The sequence below is a fragment of the Dethiosulfovibrio peptidovorans DSM 11002 genome, from assembly GCF_000172975.1.
GTDB classification, from domain to species: domain Bacteria; phylum Synergistota; class Synergistia; order Synergistales; family Dethiosulfovibrionaceae; genus Dethiosulfovibrio; species Dethiosulfovibrio peptidovorans.
In genome coordinates this window covers 919,746-939,926 of sequence record NZ_ABTR02000001.1, presented here as the reverse complement: position 1 = coordinate 939,926, position 20,181 = coordinate 919,746, and the positions used below count along the sequence as shown (strand labels likewise).

General features: G+C 56.6%; 20 protein-coding genes. 4 read left to right on the top strand and 16 right to left on the bottom strand.

The annotated features are described in order from the left end of the window. Positions 1-40: 40 nt before the first annotated feature. Positions 41-679, bottom strand: coding sequence for a DNA-3-methyladenine glycosylase (locus DPEP_RS04575; RefSeq protein ID WP_005660008.1), 639 nt, complete (start codon positions 677-679; stop codon positions 41-43). A gap of 102 nt (positions 680-781) precedes the next feature. Here DPEP_RS04575 and DPEP_RS04570 point away from each other — a divergent pair, with 102 nt between their 5' ends. Next, a complete protein-coding gene (locus DPEP_RS04570) occupies positions 782-1,156 on the top strand; it encodes a PH domain-containing protein (protein ID WP_005660005.1) in 375 nt (124 codons plus the stop codon). A gap of 79 nt (positions 1,157-1,235) precedes the next feature. Here the strand turns inward: DPEP_RS04570 and DPEP_RS04565 are convergent, their stop codons facing one another. The 13 genes from DPEP_RS04565 to DPEP_RS04505 form a co-directional block, all read right to left on the bottom strand. Next, positions 1,236-1,580: a hypothetical protein gene (locus tag DPEP_RS04565; protein ID WP_005660003.1), complete on the bottom strand. Its 345-nt coding sequence runs from the start codon at positions 1,578-1,580 to the stop codon at positions 1,236-1,238. A 48-nt stretch (positions 1,581-1,628) separates the two neighbouring features. Continuing rightward, complete coding sequence (locus DPEP_RS04560; RefSeq protein ID WP_005660001.1) at positions 1,629-2,639, bottom strand: helix-turn-helix transcriptional regulator; 1,011 nt, start codon at positions 2,637-2,639, stop codon at positions 1,629-1,631. A 64-nt stretch (positions 2,640-2,703) separates the two neighbouring features. Then, complete coding sequence (locus tag DPEP_RS04555) at positions 2,704-3,714, bottom strand: helix-turn-helix transcriptional regulator (RefSeq protein ID WP_040382401.1); 1,011 nt, start codon at positions 3,712-3,714, stop codon at positions 2,704-2,706. A gap of 2 nt (positions 3,715-3,716) precedes the next feature. Beyond that, a complete protein-coding gene (locus tag DPEP_RS04550) occupies positions 3,717-4,058 on the bottom strand; it encodes a hypothetical protein (protein ID WP_005659997.1) in 342 nt (113 codons plus the stop codon). 170 nt (positions 4,059-4,228) lie between these two features. Continuing rightward, positions 4,229-4,960 carry an ABC transporter ATP-binding protein gene (locus DPEP_RS04545; RefSeq protein WP_040382398.1) on the bottom strand — a complete coding sequence of 244 codons (732 nt, stop codon included), beginning with the start codon at positions 4,958-4,960 and terminating at the stop codon, positions 4,229-4,231. Beyond that, a complete protein-coding gene (locus tag DPEP_RS04540; protein WP_005659993.1) occupies positions 4,957-5,727 on the bottom strand; it encodes an ABC transporter ATP-binding protein in 771 nt (256 codons plus the stop codon). Before DPEP_RS04540 ends, DPEP_RS04545 begins: the two co-directional genes overlap by 4 nt. Then, positions 5,724-6,584 carry a branched-chain amino acid ABC transporter permease gene (locus tag DPEP_RS04535; protein ID WP_005659991.1) on the bottom strand — a complete coding sequence of 287 codons (861 nt, stop codon included), beginning with the start codon at positions 6,582-6,584 and terminating at the stop codon, positions 5,724-5,726. Before DPEP_RS04535 ends, DPEP_RS04540 begins: the two co-directional genes overlap by 4 nt. A 2-nt stretch (positions 6,585-6,586) precedes the next feature. Beyond that, positions 6,587-7,468, bottom strand: a complete 882-nt coding sequence (locus DPEP_RS04530; protein WP_005659989.1) for a branched-chain amino acid ABC transporter permease — start codon at positions 7,466-7,468, stop codon at positions 6,587-6,589. Positions 7,469-7,555: 87 nt separating this feature from the next. After that, on the bottom strand, positions 7,556-8,707 hold the full coding sequence (locus DPEP_RS04525) for an ABC transporter substrate-binding protein (RefSeq protein WP_005659987.1): 1,152 nt from the start codon (positions 8,705-8,707) through the stop codon (positions 7,556-7,558). 184 nt (positions 8,708-8,891) lie between these two features. Next, positions 8,892-10,067, bottom strand: coding sequence for a SpoIIE family protein phosphatase (locus DPEP_RS04520; protein ID WP_005659985.1), 1,176 nt, complete (start codon positions 10,065-10,067; stop codon positions 8,892-8,894). After that, positions 10,064-11,824 carry a [Fe-Fe] hydrogenase large subunit C-terminal domain-containing protein gene (locus DPEP_RS04515; RefSeq protein WP_005659983.1) on the bottom strand — a complete coding sequence of 587 codons (1,761 nt, stop codon included), beginning with the start codon at positions 11,822-11,824 and terminating at the stop codon, positions 10,064-10,066. The genes DPEP_RS04520 and DPEP_RS04515 overlap by 4 nt, the downstream gene beginning before the upstream one ends. Beyond that, positions 11,821-12,078: a (2Fe-2S) ferredoxin domain-containing protein gene (locus tag DPEP_RS04510; RefSeq protein WP_005659981.1), complete on the bottom strand. Its 258-nt coding sequence runs from the start codon at positions 12,076-12,078 to the stop codon at positions 11,821-11,823. Before DPEP_RS04510 ends, DPEP_RS04515 begins: the two co-directional genes overlap by 4 nt. Positions 12,079-12,116: 38 nt before the next feature. Next, positions 12,117-13,289, bottom strand: a complete 1,173-nt coding sequence (locus DPEP_RS04505; protein WP_005659979.1) for a MalY/PatB family protein — start codon at positions 13,287-13,289, stop codon at positions 12,117-12,119. Between the two features lie 169 nt (positions 13,290-13,458). On the opposite strand from DPEP_RS04505, the gene DPEP_RS04500 reads away from it, so the two are divergent. Beyond that, the gene (locus DPEP_RS04500) at positions 13,459-15,081 is read left to right on the top strand and encodes a Na/Pi cotransporter family protein (RefSeq protein WP_005659977.1); all 1,623 of its coding nucleotides are present in this window, start codon (positions 13,459-13,461) and stop codon (positions 15,079-15,081) included. On the opposite strand, the gene DPEP_RS04495 is transcribed toward DPEP_RS04500, so the two are convergent. Together DPEP_RS04495 and DPEP_RS04490 are read right to left on the bottom strand one after the other, a co-directional pair. Then, positions 15,078-16,523, bottom strand: coding sequence for a sensor domain-containing diguanylate cyclase (locus DPEP_RS04495; RefSeq protein WP_005659975.1), 1,446 nt, complete (start codon positions 16,521-16,523; stop codon positions 15,078-15,080). The genes DPEP_RS04500 and DPEP_RS04495 overlap by 4 nt on opposite strands. A gap of 31 nt (positions 16,524-16,554) precedes the next feature. Next, positions 16,555-17,283 carry an IclR family transcriptional regulator domain-containing protein gene (locus DPEP_RS04490; RefSeq protein WP_338033400.1) on the bottom strand — a complete coding sequence of 243 codons (729 nt, stop codon included), beginning with the start codon at positions 17,281-17,283 and terminating at the stop codon, positions 16,555-16,557. 345 nt (positions 17,284-17,628) lie between these two features. Here DPEP_RS04490 and DPEP_RS04485 point away from each other — a divergent pair, with 345 nt between their 5' ends. Together DPEP_RS04485 and aroD are read left to right on the top strand one after the other, a co-directional pair. Beyond that, positions 17,629-19,404 (top strand): thiamine pyrophosphate-binding protein, encoded by a 1,776-nt coding sequence (locus DPEP_RS04485; protein ID WP_005659972.1) that lies wholly within the window; start codon positions 17,629-17,631, stop codon positions 19,402-19,404. Continuing rightward, positions 19,401-20,177: a type I 3-dehydroquinate dehydratase gene (aroD, locus tag DPEP_RS04480; RefSeq protein WP_005659971.1), complete on the top strand. Its 777-nt coding sequence runs from the start codon at positions 19,401-19,403 to the stop codon at positions 20,175-20,177. Before DPEP_RS04485 ends, aroD begins: the two co-directional genes overlap by 4 nt. The last annotated feature ends 4 nt before the right edge of the window (positions 20,178-20,181 follow it).

Below are 20,181 nucleotides of genomic sequence, written 5' to 3'. Positions count from 1 at the left end.
TAGTAGTAAGGATCATATATCGAATTCGACTTTTAAATTTTTACCTAGGTCCGAAGGTGTTTTTCGGAAGCGACTGGTAGGGCACGGCGGAGCGGTCCTTCACGCTGACCCAAGGGCAGTCCTTAAGATACATCCTCCACGGAACCGTGGCATATGGTCCGGCGTAGGCCACACCGACCCTGGGGGCCGCCAGGATCCGGTCGTCTCCGATCGGATTTCCCTTCATTATCGTGAGGGGCGACGAGGGGTCGGTCAGGTCGATTCCGTACAGCTCGGAGGTGACCGCCAGAGCGGAGCACAGCTTCCCTGGGCCGTCGCAGAGCCTTTTCATGGGCTGATTTCTCCGACGGGTCATGACGTCGATCCCCTCGATGGGTTCCAGAGCCCTTATCAGCACAGCGTCCGGCGTTCCCTCCGGCCCTGTCACGGCGCACAGCTGATGGTGCATGCCGTAGACGAAGAATATATAGGCCCTCCCTCCGGGACCGAACATGGCCTCGGTGCGGGGGGTCCTCTTCATGGGCCAGGCGTGGGATGCTCTGTCGTAGGCCCCGACGTAAGGCTCCACCTCCACTATTTTCCCGATCGTCGATTCCCCTCCCGCTGAGCTCACAAGTAGGGATCCCAGAAGCTCTCTGGCTACGGCAAAACAGGGTCTTTCGTAGAAGCTTACGTCCAATTGAGTTACCTCCCTTCCAGATGTTCTATAATCGCTTATGATGTTGGAGTAGTAAAGGCTGAATAAGAAGGCCTATATCGTTTTTATTCGAGGAGGACGCTCATGGGACTTATAAGAGGGTTGATGGGGCACGCTGCCGAGACCGATCTGGAAAAGGTTCGGGAAGAGTTCGCATCCATGTTGATCGAGGGCGAGGACGTTCAGGCGGCTTACAAGCTGGTCAGGGACATGTTCGTTTTCACCGACAAGAGGCTCATAGTTATGGATAAACAGGGTATGACCGGGAAAAAGGTATCCTATCTGACCGTTCCATACGGCAGCATAGTCTGTTTCTCCAAGGAGAGCGCCGGCCATTTCGATCTGGACGCGGAGCTCAAGATCTGGGTCAGAGGGCAGGACATACCTCTTACCTACGAGTTCAAAAAGGATTCAAGCATAGAGGATATATATCGGGTACTCGGAGCCGCCGTACTCTAGAAACCGGTTGGGCGTAGCAAATAGGCGGGCCCGGAATCGAGGTGTTTCCCCGATTCCGGGCCCGCCTTTTAACTCGATGTCAGAAAAAAGCCCTTGAGATAAGCGGTGCCACCTTAACTCCCAATATGACGAACAGGGCTATCACGGCCGTCTCAACCCCGGCCCTGGGGCTCACCGATCCCATCACCAGAGCGGCTCCCAGATCGGTCAGAACGCACACCGCCAGAGCTCCCCAGACTCCGAACTTGCCGAACACCAAAACCATCAGCATCAACAGAGGCACGGAAAACAGCGTCCCGACCAGTACGGTCTTCATCATCGACAGGCTTTCCTGCCCCGATATGACGTGCATCATTCCGGCCATCCTGGGACACACCACGAAGAGGCCGAAGGCAAGAGAGTCGAGCAGCAGCTCCTTTCCCATGTCAATCACCGTCTTTCCACGAGATGCCCCGATTCTACTCTCAAAAAGTTAGTCTTGCAATACTTTTGTTGTCGTTTTTTCCTGTAATCGGTTAAGCAGCTTTTCCACCTGATCCGCCAGTTTTAAGGGGCTTTCGACGGTCACGAAGGGCGCGCTGGCCAGGACCCACCTTGCCACCGATCCCAGGGCGTTTTCGTGGATTCTGACCGTCATGGTGGAGGAGCCGTCGTCTCTTTCCTCGAAGGTTTGGCTGGGATGCCAGGATGTCTCCGGTATGACCCGGGAGAGTGGCGGGTCTATCCTGAGCTTAACGTCCACCTCTTCTCCGCCTCTGTAGGCGTACCAGCATGAGGACGCGTAGTCGGAAAGACCCTGATTTTCCGGAGGGCTTTCGTAATCGGTGTTGGGCCAGAGGAGGGCCCTGTCTATTCGGGATATGCGGTATGTCGCCCCTTGGGGCAGTTTGGGGTGGCTTCCCCATAGGTACCAGGCGTGGGCCTGAAAGAAGACTCCCCAGGGAGATACGAATCTGTCTCTGTCGTCGGGGTTATCGTCGTAGGGCGATCGATAGGAAAAGCGGACCGGTTTTTCCTCCTGTATCGCCTTTATCAGAAGGTGGAAGGTTCTGGGATCCATGGACGACACCGGGGTGGAGACTACCGAGGCTAGGCCGAGAGCCTCGCCCTTTCGGACTAGGTCTGGAGGCAATATGGATGCCATCTTGGCCCAGAGGTCCTTCAGGTCCTCTTCCATATGGGGAAGGAAATGGGAGGCCATCTTGATACCGGCCGCCAGTCCCTCTATCTGGGATTCCCTCAGCCGTATCTGGAGCACGAAGGTTCCTCTGTTCTTTAGGCTGTACGAGTCGGAGGACGGATCGTATAGGATGTTGGCTCCGAACTCGTTTCTGAGATATCTGAGGTCTCTCTGTAGGGTTCTGGCGGAGACCGACTCGGCGGTTCCCCTGATCTCCTTTCCCGGGAGTACCGTGCGGGAGCAGAGTTTCTCCATTATGGAGTTCAGCCTTTTTATCCTGTTTGATCCGATCTCTTTGGGCATCGATAAGGTCCTTTCCGTTCTGTGTTCAAGCATATATGTTACTATTTTAGCCTTTTACGGAGGATCAGTCTCCCGCCTCCCCCAGATCGGTGAGATCTTGGTAGTCTCTGTCCATATTTCGCCTCAAACCGCATAGCATTCTCTCCACCTTGTCCACCAACTTTTCCGGCGATTGCGGTACCGCCAGGGGGGCTCTCGCCATTATCCATCGGGCAACCGTCTCCAGGGCGTTGGACCCGACAGTGGCTTCTAGAAGAACCGCGTCTCTGGACAGGCGGGTTATCCTCTGTGTAGGGTGCCACAGCGTGGCGTTGACCACAGAGGAAAGTGGTGGCAGAACCAGTATGCTCACCTCGTGTTGACTCGTTCCGGGAGGGCCGGTCCAGCAAGCGGAACATAAAATACCTTCGTCGGGAGGAGTGGCGTAATTATCCCTATCCCATACGATCAGGGATTTTATCTCGTGGAGGGGGTAGGTATATCCCTCGGGACGGTCGTCGTGGCTGCCCCACAGGTACCAGTAGTCGCCCTGAAAGAAAAGTTCCCAGGGCGATACGATCAGATCGCCGGTCTCGACGGTGGAGCAGACCAGTCTGACCGTTCTTTTGGTCCTGATGGACTCGACGAGACTCTCGAAGATTCTCGGGTCCAGCGAAGTTATCGGTAGGGCCAATACGGATGCCTCTCCTATAGCCTCTCCCTTCTGGGCCAGTTCCTCTGGGAGAACTGCCTTGATCCTGCTCCATAGTGACGTCATCTCGTCCTTCAGATAGGGAAGGACATGAGCGGCCATCCTGATGCCCGCCATGAGTCCCATCACCTCCCTTTCGCTTACCGGGAAGGTCGGCACGAACGATCCCCTGTTCTCTAAGCGGTAACTTTTTTTCCAAGGGTCGTAGACTATGTTTGCACAGTGTTCGGTTCGCAGGAACTGAAGATCCCTCTCGAATGTTCTCCTTGTGTTTGCGCAGGAGGCCTCCATCAACGCATCTCCGTCGACCTCTCTGTGGAAGAGAAGCTGTCTCATTATGTTGTTCAGCCTCACGGCTCTGGCGGAAGATGTGCTTTTACCCATCTTTAAGGGGTCTGCCCGGCTATACGCCTCACGGTTCTGGATATCCTGCTGCAACGTTCTCTTATCCTATCCGAGCTCGTCTCCGAAAGGTTGGAGCGGCAGTTCCTGATGGCTATCTCGACCAGTAGCTCCATGGTCTCTGTCTCCATCAATATTTGCCCCGAGTCCGACGGAATGTCTCCGGACATCCATTTGCGGAAGTACTCTATCTTGTGGTCTATCTTAGATTTTATGACGCCACTGAGCGGACCCTTCGTGGAGTCCATATCTCGGGAGAGTTCGGATAGTTCCTTGATTATATTTTTCTTGATGGAAGGATCGAGAAATTGAGCTGTACGATTCACGTTCTTCCCTCCTTTAATAGGTTGTCGTCTACACTACTGTACCCATTAGGTGCGACAAGATAGGTCGGAGGGATCGTGAAAAAATTTTTTTTGAGCGAAAAGAGCCGAAAACCCCATGCATGTGAGGTTTTCGGCTCTTTTTATAGCGCTTATCGATTTTTATGCTGGTTTCAGTGATGACCCGTTCCCAAGTAGGCGGCCTCGACCTCTGGATTGGCCAGGAGTTCCTTCGACGGTCCCTCCATGATTACCCTTCCGGTCTGAAGGACGTAGGCCCTGTGGGACAGCATGAGAGCCTGTCTGGCGTTCTGTTCCACCAACAGGATGGTCATGCCACCCTCGTTTATCGTCTTGAGTTCCTTGAAAATGTCCTTTATCACTATGGGAGCCAGTCCCAGTGACGGTTCGTCCAGCAGGAGCACCCTTGGGGTCGACATGAGGGCCCTTCCTATGGCCAGCATCTGCTGTTCCCCGCCGGAGAGGGTTCCAGCGTACTGTTGCCGTCTTTCCTCCAGCCTGGGGAATAGCTCGAAGACATGGGCCAGGGTTCGGTGTATCTCCAGTCTGTCCTGTCTGGGAAAGGCGCCCATCATGAGGTTTTCCTCAACCGTCAGGGGTGCGAATACCTTTCGTCCCTCCGGAGAGAGGGACACTCCCTGGTGAACAACCTGAAAGCTTTTGCTGGAGAGAGGCTTGCCATCCAGGGATACCTCTCCGGCCTGTCTGGCCACGTCGCCCATAATGGCGTTCATCAAGGTGGATTTTCCGGCGCCGTTGGCCCCTATGACAGAGACGATCTCTCCCTCGTAAACGTCCAGGTCCACTCCTAGCAGCGCCTTTATGGCTCCATAGCTTACCTCCAGTCCTCTGACCGAGAGAAGCGGTTTCTTGCCGTCCATCATTCCACCTCCTCGCCGAGATAGGCCTTGAGGACCTCCGGGTTGCCCTGTATCTCCTCCGGCGGTCCCTCTGCTATGACGGCACCGAAGTTCAGACAGACCACGTGAGGACATATCTCCATCACCAGCTCCATGTGGTGCTCTATGACCAGTATGGTGAGGTCGAACTCCTTGTGTATTCCGACTATAAGGCCGTTCAGGGCCTGGACCTCCTCCGGGTTCATTCCCGCCGCGGGTTCGTCCAGCAGAAGAAGCTCGGGTCTGAGGGCCAGTGCTCTGGCTATCTCCAGCCTTCTCTGGTGCCCGTATGGAAGGGTTCCGGCCATCCTGTCGGCGTCTTTGGCCAGGTTTACCTTTTCCAGGTATTCCATGGCCTCGTCCCGAATGGTCTTTTCCGTCTTCTTCCACCGCCCCAGATGGGTGGCTGCTTCGAGGAAGGAGTAGCGGTGGTGTCTCTGTCCGGCGGTCATGACGTTTTCCAGCACTGTGGAGCCCTTGAAGAGCCTCAGGTTCTGGAATGTCCTGGCTATTCCCAGTCCGACCGCGTCGCAGGTTCTCAGCCCGTTGATCTCCTTGCCGTTCGAGACGATATGTCCCGAATCAAGGGGATAGACGCCGGTTATCAGGTTGAATATGGTGGTCTTTCCCGCGCCGTTGGGGCCTATGAGCCCGGCCAGCTCCCCTTTTTCCAGGGAGAACGACACGTCCCTGACGGCGTGTACGCCTCCGAAGAACTTATTGAGGTTGTCCAGTTCGAGTATGGCGGTCATGAGCGATCACCGCCTCTCCTGAAAAGTCGTTTCAAAAGGCCTCCTATCTCGTGCTGTCCCATCATTCCTTCGGGACGGAGGACCATAACCAGAACCAGAACCAGACCGTAGATTAGCATCCTGTACTGAGAGATAGGTCGGAACAGCTCGGTGACCATGGTTATGACCGTCGTTCCCAGGATACAGCCGCTCATGGAGCCCAGACCTCCGAAGACCACCACGGCGGTCATCTCGGTGGACTTGAGCATGTCGAACATCATGGGCTGTATGAAGGATATGAACCCGGCGTAGAGCCCTCCGGCCAGGCCACAGTAGAGGGCCGATATGGACAGGCTGGCTACCCTTATCTTGGCCACGTCGAATCCGAGAAGAGCCGCTGCGACGTGGTCGTCCCGACAGGCCTTGAGGGATCGGCCGAACCGTCCGTTTATAAGACAGAACGCCACTATCGCCATCACTATGAAAAACGACAGCGCCACAGGCAGTGTGGTGAAGGTGTCTATTCCGGCCAGACCTCTGGCTCCGTTGGTCAGGCTCTGCCAGTTTTCCAGTATGAGCCTTATGGATTCCGCCAGACCTATGGAGGCTATGGCGTAGTAGTCTCCCATGAGCTTCAAGGTGGGAAGTCCTATGAGATAGCCCACTACCATGGCGACTATTCCACCGGCCAGGACTGCCGGTAGCCAGGCGATGCCGTAGTCCAGCGTGAGTATGGCGGTTGTGTAGGAGCCCAGGGCCAGGTAGGCCGCGTGACCGAGGGTGAATATCCCGGTGAACCCCGTGAGGAGCGACACTCCCATGGCCGCTATGGCGTTTATGAGCAACAGTATGAAAATACCTTCGGCATACGCTGACATGGCTACACCTTCTCCTTGACGTCTTTGCCGAAGAGGCCGGTCGGACGGACTATGAGGGTTATGACAAGCAGCGAGAATACCACTAGGTCTCTGAGCTGACTGGACAGAAAACCAGCCGTGAGCATCTCCGAAAGCCCCAGGATCAGGCTGCCGACGACGGCTCCGGGAAGGGATCCAAGACCGCCTATGACCGCCGCCACGAAGGCCTTTATGGTGATCATTCCCAGCTGGGGGTACAGAGTGTAGCGGACGGAGAGGAATATTCCTCCCACAGCCGCCAGAAGCCCGGCGACGAAGAACACTATGGAGATCAGCTTGCTGGTGTTGACCCCCATCAATCCCGCTACCCTTAGGTCGCAGGCCGCCGCCCTGATCGCCAGTCCCCACTTCGTCTTGGTGAGGAAGAGCTGAAGCCCCCCCAGAAAGACGAATGCCGTCACCAGCGATATCAGGTCCAGTGCGCTGGTGGTGGCGTTTCCGAAGAGGTGAACCGGAGTCGTCGGTATGACAGGCGGCAGGGCTCTGAACCGTCCTCCCGCTACTATTACGAATATGTTTTCGATGACTATGTTCATGCCCATCGAGGCTATAAGAAGATAAAGGGTGACCGAGGTCCTCTCCCTTATGGGTTTATAGGTCAGTCTCTCGGTCGCTACGGCGGCGAACCCCGCTCCTATTAGGGCTCCGAATCCGGCTACCCAGATGTTGAACCCCGCCGAGTTCAGGGCGAAATAACAGAGATAGCCACCTATGATAAGAAAACCGCCGTGGGCGAAGTTGGAAAACATAAGTATGGAATAAACCAGAGAATAGCCGACGGCTATGAGGGCGTAGATGGAGCCCAGGGAAAGACCGTTGATTATCTGTTGTATCAGCGTTGCCACATTCCCAGCCTCCTCTCGTGAGGTCTTTATGAAAAAGCGGGTGTGCTCCCGGCACACCCGCCTCGGGATAAGCTTATTTCGCCGTTTTTATTCGGGCTTGATCTTCTTGAAGAACTGTCCCTTGCCGTCCTTGGCTATCAGGACTATGCCGTCCTTGTTGAGGGGGTTGTGGAACTCGTCCATAGTGATGGTGGCATGGTGAAGCTGTAGGTCCTTGGTATCGGCCAGGGCCTGGGCTATCTTCACCGAATCGGTCGAGTCGGCTCTGTCGATGGCGTCGAAGAGCCAATACATGGCGTCGTATCCGAGGATGCCGTTGACGAACTCTTTGCACTCGTCGTTGTACTTGGCCTCGTAGTCCTCGAAGAACTTGGCCATGTTGGGGTCGCTGGGGGAGACGTGGTTGATCCAGTAGGAGTTCTCCATCGACTTGCCGGCGATCTCCCACATGAACTCGGCGTAGCCGTCGCCGCCGACGAATACCAGGTCGTCCATGCCGAGCTCTCTGGCCTGCTTCATTATGAGGGCCATCTCCTTGCCCATGTTGGGAAGGACGAGTACGTCGGCTCCGGCCTCGCGGATCTTTGTGAGCTGGGCCCGGAAGTCCACGTCCTGAGCGCCCTTGAATGCCTCGTCAGCGACGGTCTCTCCTCCGTACTCCTCGAAGCTCTTTATGAAGAACTCCCGAAGTCCCTGGGCGTAGTCGCTGGCTATGTCGTAGAGCACCGCGGCCTTGGTCTTGCCGAGTTCCTTGGCGGCGAACCAGGCTATGAGCTTGCCCTGGTAGGGGTCGGTGAAGCATATTCTGAAGCTGTAGGGGCGAACCTTGCCCTTTCTGTCGACAGTTACCATCGGGTTGGTGGAGACGGTGCCGATCTGGGGAACCTCGGCCCTGTTGACCAGAGCCGCCGTGGCTATGTTTATGCCGCTGGCGTTGGCTCCGACTATGGCCGATACCTTGTCTTCCTCGAGAAGACGACGGACCGCGTTGACCGCGTCTTCCTGACGACCTCTGAAATCGTAGACGACCAGCTCGACCTTCCTGCCGTCGATACCGCCCTTGGCGTTGATCTCGTCTACGGCCAACTGCGCCGTGTTCTTCTCGGTCTGACCGTATGCTGCCCAGTCGCCGGTCAGAGCTGCCAGATACCCTATCTTGACTGTTTCCTCCGCCATGGCTCCGGCTGCCATTGTGCAGCAAAGAGCGACGGCCATACAGAGAACAAATAATTTCCTCAAGTTTACTCTCTCCCCTTTCTGATGATAAAGATACTTCAGAGTTTCACATAAAATATTGTACCAGATCCAAGGGGTGAAACAAAGCTCCGAAGGCTAATATTTCAGAAAGTTAAGAGGGCTCTTTCGAAAAAGAGCCCTCCAGTCTTCAATTCGTTCTTTTTTTCAGTTCAGAAAACGGGTTTCGTCAAAAGTATCTTATGGAGACCTCCTTGAGGTGTTTCTCCTCCAGCACCGTCGCCATGGCCTTTACTATGTTGCGTCTTATCTCTATCTCCACCGGCAGGGTGGGATCCTGGTGGGCTTCGTTTATCCTGGTTCCCACCACGAAGTTTATTACGTCGTTGTCCAGCAGCAGCCTGGCTAGTTCGGCCGCGGGGTTGGTTTCCCTCAGGCCTCTCTGGCTCTCCAGTATCTTCTTGGCCTCGGTCAGTGTGAGTATTCCCTCGGTTATGAGGTCCACTCCCTCCATGGAGGACCGGGGCGGAACTCCGGGGGACCAGCTCTCGAGGTCGGTCTCTATGGACTTGCCCAGCCTGCGGCCCACTATCTCCGCCGTGGTTCCGCCGCATATCACCTTGGTTCCCTCGAAATCCTTCAACGCGGCGGCGTACTCTCCGTCTCTGTCCTTCGAGAAGGGAGGCCCCGTAAGCAGGATGAGATTTCTGGGCCTTCGAAAGTACATCACGGCGCAGGTCATGTCGTCGCCGCTTCTCCTGGACGGCTCCTTGGAGATGGCCTCCTCCATGACTCTGACCGCCAGATCTCCGGCGGATATGTCCGGTCTTCGCCTTACCGTCTTCAGCACGAAGGAGCGACACCCCTCCTCTCCCCAGCCCAGGGGGTGGGAGTAGGTGCCCATTCCGGACTGGGTTATGCCGTCGGACATGATTATTATGCGGTCCTCCGGCTTGGTCAGTATCTCGGACATCCTTATCTTCCTGTCGTTCCACCTCGGAGACTCGACCTCCCGGTACGACAGGGGAAGGACCTCGCCGTCCCGGATCACTATGGAGGACGGGTTGTCCATCTCTATCATCCTGGTCCATCCCTTCAGGACGCTGTCCACCACGGTGAAGGTGGCGTAGCTTATCTTCCTGACCTGGCAGATCGGAAGGGCCTCCATCATTATCTCCGCCGAGTGGAGGAAGTCCATGTCGCTGGCGGCGAAGCGGAGGGCCATAGTGGCCGTCATGGAGGAAAGTATGTTTGCCTTCACCCCGCTGCCCAGTCCGTCCGAGAGCACCGATAGCACCCGGTTTTTATCGGCCATGCGGTGGCTTAGAAAGGAGTCTCCGCAGATACACTGCCCCTCCTTGGCCCTCTGTGCCACGTCCACCTCCAGAAAGAGAGGCCCGTTCAAGAGGTTCGCCCCCTGGATTTAGGGTCCGGGTCGCTCTCCGATCCGTAACCCTCGGCGATGTCCCTGAGAAGTATCTCGGTGTCCGCCATGTGCTCTCCCAGGCGGCAGGCTATCTCCTGCACGGTCGCCAGGTTCTTCCTTATGACCTCGTTGGCCCTGTGGGCTATCTGGTCTCTTCGTATCTCTCGGCGGGTGACGTCCAGTATCACCGCTCCCACCGTCAGATGAGGCTCTATGGAGAATACCGTTATCTCGAAGAGTTTTTCCCCGGCCCTGAAATGGTCGTAGTGGACGTCCTCGTCGGTGTCCAGCACTCCCTCGACCAGATGGGCGAAGGCCGGGGCTATCCGGGCCAGTCTCGCTCCCTTGAGGCCGTCGGAAAGGTCGTAAAGGCTTTCCGTCTCGGGGCCCATCAGGTTGGCGAACCTCTCGTTGCACTCCACTATGCTCAGATCGTGGTCAACTATGACGACGCCGGAGGGCATGCTCCTGAGGAGGGCGTTGGCCTTCTTCTGGGCCTTCTTCCTCATGTAGGAAACGCACATGGTGACCTCCGCCCGTCCCAGCACCAGGGCCTTCGCCATGGCACGGCAGGTGTCGTAACCGCAGCCGCCGCAGTTCAGCTCGTCCTCCTCGGAGGTCTTGCCTATCATCCTGAGGGCCAGCTTTATCTGTTCCTCCGTCACGTTTCCCTCGTCCGATCCCTGAGGTAGGTAGGGCTCGTCCACCGGCACCGAGACCATGCGGGTAGGGGCCTTCTCCAGAGGTCCGGCGAAGTCCTTGACGTTCATCCATCTAGACAGGCTGGAATGGCTTTTCTGAGAGCCCGGGCCGTTGATGCACCCTCCCGGACAGGCCAGACACTCCATGAAAACCGGAACGGAAAAGCCCCTGGGATCTACCTTGTCCAGAGCCCTCTGAAGGGAGTTCATCCCGGATATGGTCAGGAAACGGACATCGGGAAACTCTCCCGATGCCTTTATGGTCTCTATCATTCCGCCCTCTATAGGATAGTGGGTCCCCTCGTCGGCCTTGATCGGGAAGAATTCCTCCGGCCCGTCCTCGATGCGATCCAGGTCTATGCCCTTCTCCTCCAGCCAGGACCTCAGGTCCTTGAACGTCAGGGAGCAGGCCAGAATGTCGCCGTGACCGTCGGCCTCGACCTTCTTGGCTATACAGGGACCGAAGAACACTATAGGGGCGTCCGGTCCGGCGGCCTGCCGGATCAGCTTGCAGTGGGCCAGAAGGGGCGACAGCACCGGGGTGAGGCATTTTGTAAGGTGGGGAAGATACCGTCTGACGTACTCCACCGCGCTGGGGCAGGCGGTGGACAGATACAACCCCGGTCCGGCGTCCCTGAGAAACTCCGCCAGAGAGGCCGTCACTTCCTGGGCTCCCAGGGCGGTCTCCCCGATCTCTGCGAAACCCAGGGCCTTCAGGGCACGGATCATCTTTCCCGGAGACACGTCGGGAAACTCGCCCACCCAGGATGGAGCTATGGAAACGTACACCGGTTTTCCCGATCTCAGAAGCCTCTCCGCCTCTGGCCTGTCGTCCCTTATCCTCTTCGCCCCTACCGGGCATATCTCGACGCATCTTCCGCAGAGGACGCAGTGGTCCGATATCTCCTGGGCGTGTCCGTTCTCGATCTTTATTGCCTTTACCGGACAGGCCCGGACGCACTTGTAGCAGTCCTGGCAGTCGTTTTTGACCGTGTATATGGGGAAAGTTTTGGGATCCGCGGCTACAGGGGTCATGGTTTAGATCCTCCTAGAAGGGTCTCCTCCAGGATGGAAAGGATATTTTCCCTCTTAACCCCGTTGAAAAGCCTTCCGTCCACGGTTATGTTGGGGCCTTTAAGGCATTCTCCCTCGCATCTGCTGCCCTTCAGCAGGACCTGGTCTTCCAGGTCGTTGTCCTTCAGAAAGGTCTTTATCTCCTGGAGGTTTTCTTGATTTCCTCTGGAGAAGCAGGAACTGCCCATGCAAATCACTATGGTGTGGCTGGTCACCGCCCGACTCCCCTTTCCCCTTATCGATCGGATTCCTTCTAGCTCAACGACCTAACTGCCGAGGCTATCTTTTTCAGCCCCTCTTGCAGTATGGACCTCGGAGTGGCGATATTCAACCTGGCGAAGCCCTCTCCCCCCTTGCCGAACATGGCCCCGCTGTTCATGGCCACCCCGGCGTTAATGAGAAACTCGTGCAGCTCCTCCGGAGACATGCTCAGGGCTCTGAAGTCCACCAGAGGCACGTAGGTTCCCTCGGGACGCACCAGCTTGACGGAGGGGATCTCCCTGGTGAGGAATTCCTCTATCATGTCCAGGCTGCCCTCCAGGTAGTCGAGCAGTTCGTCCAGCCAGGGACCGCCGTGTCTGTAGGCCGCCTCGAAGGCCGGTATGGACATGCAGGATCCGCCCCCGACGTGGACCGAATCCAGTACCGAGTTGAACTTCTCCCTCAGCTTCTCGTTCGGGATGACCACGGCCGAGGCCTTGAAGCCCGCTATGTTGAAGGTTTTGCTGGGAGCCATGAAGACGGCGCATTTTTCCTTTATCTCAGGGGAGACGGTAGCTATCGGACGGTGGACATGGCCTTTGTAGATCACGTCGCAGTGGATCTCGTCGCTCACAAGCACGACGTCGTGTTCGACGCAGAGATCCGCCACTGCTCTGAGCTCCTCCTCGGTCCAGACCCTGCCCGCCGGATTGTGGGGGTTGCACAGGATCATCATCCTCGCCCCGTCGAGCTTCTTCTCCAGGTCCTCCAGATCCATGGTGAAGCGGCCGTTTTCGTATTTAAGCGGACTGGTCAGGGGGGTCCTGGCGTTGAGCCGTATTTCCTCCTCGAAGTGATGGTACACTGGGGGCTGGATAACGACCTTGTCGCCCGGCTCGGTGAAGGCCATCAGGGAAAGGCCCATGGCGGTGACGATTCCGGGAGAATGGGTTATCCAGTCTTTCTCTATCTCCCAGCCGTGTCTCTTGCCGACCCAGTCTCTGAAGGCGTCGTACCAGCTGTCGGGATAGCGGGTGTAGCCGAATATGCCGTGTTCCACCCGGTCTCTGAGGGCGTCTATTATCTCCGAAGGGGCCTTGAAGTCCATGTCCGCAACCCAAAGAGGGGTGAGATCCCTGCTGCCGAAGGTGTCCTCGAGGCCGTCCCATTTCTCGCAGTCGGTGCCCCGTCGTTCTATGATTTCGTCGAAGTCGTATTTTTTCATCTTTTGTCAGCTCCTTTGATCCGTGGTGCCTTTCTCTTTGCCTCACGGAGAGCCATTATATCTCGAAAATAGCTAAACCGAGTTTTTTTGTATCGCTTTAGGGGATTTTCCCTTAGAATATGCTGGGTTTTTTTGTGTCGTAATTATTTCAATCGGGGGATTGGTAGACGTGAGTACGGCGAATTTTTTCCAGATTCTGGGAGGAATAGGACTGTTTCTCTACGGCATAAAGCTGATGAGCGACGCCCTTCAGGATCTGGCGGGCGACAGACTCAGACAGCTTATAGCCTCCTTGACTAGCACTCCTGTCAAGGGTGTCATAATAGGAGCTTTGGTGACGGTCCTTATCCAGAGCAGCAGTGGAACCACCGTCATGGCGGTCAGCTTCGTTCAGGCCGGTCTGATGACCTTGAAGCAGGCGGTCGGGGTGATAATGGGGGCCAACGTAGGCACCACCGTTACGGCCCAGCTCATAGCCTTCAAGATAAAGGACTACGCCCTTCCCATAGTGGGAGTCGGTATGATTCTGGCGGTTTTCGGAAAGAGCAAGAGGCAGAAGTATCTGGGGAACGGTCTGGTGGGGTTCGGCCTGCTCTTTCTCGGCATGACTACCATGGAGGACTCTATGAAATTTCTCCGTGGCCGTCAGGACATATTTCTGGCCTTCGGACACAACCCGTTTCTCGGCATATTGGCCGGTACCGGGCTTACCATGCTGGTACAGTCCAGCTCCGCCACCGTCGGCCTGACAATCGCAATGGCGGTTCAGGGTCTGCTTCCCCTGGATTCGGCGATTCCCATACTTATGGGGGACAATCTGGGAACCACCATAACTGCCATCTTGGCATCCTTCGGCGCCAGCCGCTCGGCCAAACAGGCGGCGGCGTCTCACGTGCTGTTCAACCTGCTGGGGGTGTGTATCTTCCTGGCCGCCATGCCTCTATTCAAGCACGTGGTGCTGTCCACCTCCCACGATATAGCAAGGCAGATAGCCAACGCCCACACCCTTTTCAACGTCACCAACACACTGATATTCCTGCCCTTCACCACGCCCTTCGTGGCCCTGATAAAGAGGATAATACCCTCCGACGCCAAGGAGATGGAATCGGGCCCGCTCTATCTGGACTCTAAGCTCATATCCGCCGCTCCCGCTGCCGCGGCCGACGCGGTCCGAAAGGAAGTCCTTCGGCTCGGACACATCGCCCTGGATATGCTGGGAGACGTCCACAAGGCCTTCGTGGAGGACGATCCCAAGATGATAGACCAGGTCAACCAGACGGAGAAGATAGTCAACGAGATGACCCACAGGATCGCCAACTACGCCTCGGAGCTCTGGGAGCATCACGTCTCCAGCGACCTGTCCCAGGTGCTGTCCTCCTACGTCAACGGCCTGGGGGATATAGAGAGGATAGGCGACCACGCACAGAATCTCATCGAGATGTACGAGTACAAGAGAGAGCACAAACTGTTCTTCTCCGAGACTGGAATGGCCGAGTTCGAGCAGATGTACGATCTGGTGAGACGCTCCCTCTCCCTCAGCCTGGAGGCCATAGAGAAGGAGGACCTGGCCAAGGCCAACGAGGTGGCCGAGGTCCTGGAGGAGGAGATCGACGAGATGGAGCAGAGGCTCCGCAAGAGCCACATACACCGTCTGAACGAGGGAACCTGCTCCCCCTCCGCCGGAGTGGTCTTCATAGATATTCTCAGCAATTTCGAGAGGATAGGGGATCACGCCCACAACCTGTCACTCATAGTGAGGGACATGCACAGGCTCCACCACGGAGAGGCCTAGGCCGACTCCGTCCTGTTCCGTCCCGATTCCTTGGCCCTGTAGAGAGCCTGATCCGCCCTGGCGATGGTGGTCTCTCTGGACTCTCCGGGGTGGTGCTCCGCCACTCCCAGGCTGACCGTGATCGGTAAGACAACGTCTCCGTCCTCGTAGGGGGACGCCTCGACGGCCCGGCGGATCTTCTCCGCGGTCTTGACGGCGTCTCCCTTTTTTCTGCCCTTGAGAAGGACGATGAATTCCTCTCCGCCCCAACGTCCGCAGACATCGTCCGGCCCTATGGCTTTAGTCACCACGTCGCACACGTGTCCCAGAACCCTGTCTCCCATCAGGTGACCGTAGGTGTCGTTGACGTGTTTGAAGTGGTCTATGTCCATCATGGTCACGGAACACTGGCCTTCGAATTTTTCCAGAAGATGAGCGAAAGCCAGGTCGAATGCCCGGCGGTTCCACATGCCGGTCAGCTCGTCCACCGAGGCCAGCCTCTCGACCCTCCGCTCGTAGTTTCTGACTATCAGGGCGACCAGGGAGGTTACGACGAGGGTTATGAGCCCTCCTACCAAGATGTTTATGGCCAGGGTGTGCCTTATTGCTTTCGTTACGTCGTCTTCGTTCTGCTCTACGAACAGATACCAGTCGAACTCGGGGATGTAGCGGCTGTCCAGGTGAATGGTGTGCCCCTTCCGATCGAAGGTCCTGGAGATGGGAACGTCTTCCCTTCTGGACAGGATCTCCCTGGCCATTTCGTTCCTCTCCAGACGGTCGAACAGGGTCTTTCTGCCGTCGGTTCCGTCGTCCGAAGCACGTAGGGTTATGGTCCCCTCTCCATCGGTGAAGTAGATCTCCCGGTCGTACCTCTCTCTGTACTGGGCTATCAGCTTGGTCACAGCGTTGACCGTCAGGCCTATTCCCGTGGCTCCGATGAAATTGCCGTCGTAGTCGAAGACCTTGTAGTTTATGAATATCGTCATGGTGTCGTCGTTGGCCATGTCTATGTCGACGTTTATCTCGTAGGGGTTCCCCATCTTCTTGACCCTGTAGAACCACACGTCTCTCTCTGCGTCGGGAGATACCCTCTTCAGTATTCCGTCGGCATGATAATAGATCTCCGTTTTATTGGAGACGAAAAAGGCGGTTATGGCGTCGAACTTGATCTGTATCTCCTTTAGGTAGCGGGTCATCCTGTAGGGATCTCTCTCTCCGTCCAGCACCCAGTCCCTCACGAAGGTGTCGTGGGCCATGGAGGAGGATATGAATACGGGTATCAGGAGGTCTCTTCGTATCTCCGAGTAGACAGTATCTCCCGTCAAGGGAAGGTCGTTGTTGACGATCTCCTTTCTCAATGAGTACAGAGATACGGTGTAGTTGGCGACGCTGGTGGCGACGAAGCCAAGAAATAACAGCAGGGCCGCCAGGATCAGGTGCTTCTTGTCGGTGATACGATTCATGAAATCACGAGACCTCCGCTTTTTGACTATTCTATATGCCCAGGTTCATGGATATCCTGGAGCAGATGTCCTTGAGCTCCGGAATGAGCTCCTCTATGGCTTTCTCGTCCAACCTTACTGTTGGGGCCGCCACGGAAAGGCAGCCGAATATCCTGTGGGGTGGCTCGAATATTGGAACCGCCACGGAGATGACCCCTTCCTCTCTCTCTCCGTGGCTTATAGCGTAACCCCTTTCCCTTATGGACGCCAGCTCCGACAGAAACGATTCCCGGTCCGTTATGGTCGCTCCCGTTATGGGGTAGGCCTTCTCTATCTCATTCAGAACATAGGTTTCGTCCGAATAGGCCAGGATGCACTTTCCTCCGGCACCGGCCCAGAGGGGGAAGCGGTCTCCGACCCTAACCACGCATGACATGAATAGCAGGCTTTCCACGTGTTCGTAACATACCCTGTAGTCGTTTTCCAGGACGTAGAGGGTAACAGCCTCCTTGGTCTTGTCCCTTATCCGTTTCATCAGAGGGTAGGCATGTTTCACCACCGATATGTTGTCCTTGGCCAGAAAACCGTAATGGTAGAGCTTCGGCCCCAGGCAGTAGGACTTATCCCTGTCGTTCCTATGGAGAAGTTTAAGGGCGACCAGTGAATTGAGCAATCTGGAGACGGTGCTGGTGGAGAGATCGACCCTCTCCGAGAGTTCCTTTAACGTTAAATGGGTGTCGTCAAGGGTGAAGCAGTCCAGAATGGATATCGCCCTGTCCAGAACCCTTACGGATTTTTCGTTGCCTTCTTTTATGATAAACCCCTCCCATATGACCTTTATCCCGCTCTTTCCTGTGCTTAGCCTCGTTTTGTCCGGAACGTTACGATCCTAAACGTCGATTTCGGAAAGATCAAGCGGATAGCTTTTGAAAAAGTGCGCGAATTCCTTGACATGGAGAAAAGACTGATGTATGTTTCAAGTATATTCCATTGAGCAGTATCTATTGCCATGTGGTGGGATTTTAGGGCGAATCTCAGTCTATGTAAAGCCCTTTCGCACGATTTTCCCGACGAGGTTCTAGTTCGGGAAGTACGGCAAGTAACCAAAGTTCAGGAGGAGATCCCATTGAACAGAGATTTGGTAGCTTTTCAATTAGTTCGTTTTCTTGAGTCCCGAGGGGTGGAGAAGGTCTTCGGCCTGTGCGGCCACACGGTCATAGGTCTCCTGGACGCTTTCAGGGAGAGCGAGCGGATCGAGTACATCTCGGTTCGGCACGAGCAGATAGCGGCCCACGCCGCCGACGGTTACTCCAGGGGCAAGAATAAGGGAGTTCCGGGAGTCCTCATGACCCATCTCGGGCCTGGACTGACCAACGCCACCACCGGGGTGGCCGAGGCCGGGCTGAACTCCATTCCCATGGTCGTCATAGCGGGAGACGTCCCCAGCAGCTACTACGGTCGTCATCCCCATCAGGAAGTGAATATGCACGGCGACGCGACCCAGTTCGAAATATACAAGCCCTTCGTCAAGAGGGCCTGGAGGGTCGACCGCCCCGAGCTCCTGCCGGAGATAATGGACAAGGCCTTCCGCCTTGCCGTCACAGGCCGTCCCGGTCCGGTGCTGGTGTCGATACCTATGGATATCTTCTCCATGGAGCTGGACGTTAAGTTCTTCCAGCGTCGCTACGACAACATGCCCGAGCTGCCCAAGCCGGGGATGGACGTCTCCGACGCCGAGAGGATAGCCCGCATGTTGGGCGAAGCCAAGAACCCCATACTCTACCCCGGCGGAGGGGTAATATCCAGCGGGGCCTCAAGGGCCCTAACCGAGCTGGCGGAGCATCTTACCGTTCCCGTACTCTACACCCTTATGGGCAAGGGATCCATCTCGGACGATCACCCCATGGCGGTAGGTATGACCGGCTTCTGGGGAACCGAGTTCAACAACTCCATGGCGATGAAGGCCGACGTCATGATGGCGGTCGGTACCCGCCTTTCCGAGGCCGATTGCAGCTCCTGGTACAGAGACGAGACATTCAACATCCCTCCGACGAAACTCGTCCACATAGATATAAACCAGGAAGAGATCGGACGCAACTACAAGACCGAGATAGGCGCCATCTGCGACGCCAAGAAGGCCCTCGAAGCCATTCTCGACGCAGCCAGGAGGATATATCCCGATGGAGTGAAGAGACCGGGACTGGCCGAGTCGATCTCCGAGTCCAAGAACGCCTACCGGGCGTCTCTGATGGAGGCTCAGACCTCCGGACAGTTCCCCATGAGGCCGGAGAGAATCCTGGCAGACCTTCGTGAGGCCCTTCCCAAAGACGGCTATGTGGTAGCCGACGTCGGCTGGAACAAAAACGGAGTCGGCCAGCAGTTCCCCATATACGAGGCGGGAACCTTCGTGGCTCCCGGCGGGCTATGCACCATGGGATACGGTCCCTCCGCCGCTTTGGGGGTCAAGGTGGCCTGTCCGGACAAGAAGGTGGTCGCTCTCATCGGCGACGGAGGAATGGGGACCAACGTTTCGCCTCTGGCCACAGCTGCGGAGAAGAACATAGCCGTGGTATGGGTGGTCATGAACAACTGCGCCTTCGGAACCATAGCTGGACTGGAATATCAGCACTACGAGCACCAGTTCGGAACCCTTTTCACCAGAGAAGGCGAGCCCTACTCTCCCGACTTCGCCGCCATAGCCAGAGCCTACGGCGTAGAGGGCGAGAAGGTCGAGTCTGCCGAGGACTTCAAGCCCGCCCTGGAGAGGGCCCTGGCATCCAACAAGCCCTATCTCATTGACGTCAGCATGGAGAACGCCCCGGTGGTCACAGCCGGATGTTGGAATATAAACGATATCTACGTCAAGAGAGGCGGCAGCAAACCCGGAAGGGTGTGGGAATGATGGTCCGTCCTCTTCCCGGAAAGCCCTTGAAGGTCCGAAACGCCCTGTTGGGCGGAGAGGTTCCCCTGGTATGCGTCCCCCTGGTCGGCTCGACCGGGGAGGACGTCATGGCGGAGGTGGAGAACCTTTCCTCCATAAACCCGGACATCATAGAGCTGCGAATAGACGCCTGGGACGTGGTCGAGGATCTTGACTCGTCGATGGACCTACTTCGCAAGGTACGCTCCGCCGTGGGAGATCTTCCCATCATCCTCACCTGTCGCGGACACTGGGAGGGCGGTATCAAGGAGGTGTCCGAGTCGGCCAAGGACAGCATATACAGAGGGGCGATCTCGGAGAGGCTGGTCGAGCTGGTGGACAAGGAACTCACCTACGGCTACGAGAAGCTCTCGGAGGTCAAGGCCCTGGCGGAGAAGGCGGGAATAGGACTTATAGTCTCCTATCACGACTTCGACCGGACCCCCTCTCTCTCCTTCATCTACTCTCAGTTGGCTACCCAGATCCGTTTCGGCGCCGACGTCGCCAAGGTGGCACTGATGCCGAGATCGGAGGAGGACGTTCTGAAGGTGTTCGAGGCCACCCTGGCTGTTCGCAGGGACTTCCCCGACGTTCCCCTGATAACCATGTCCATGGGAGCTCTGGGACAGGTCAGCCGTCTGGCTGGAGGGCTTTACGGATCGGACCTCACATTCGCGGTCGGAAGCGCCGAGTCCGCCCCGGGACAGATCCCGGTGGAGCGGATGCGCGGGGCCTTCGATCTACTTTACCGTTAGTCGA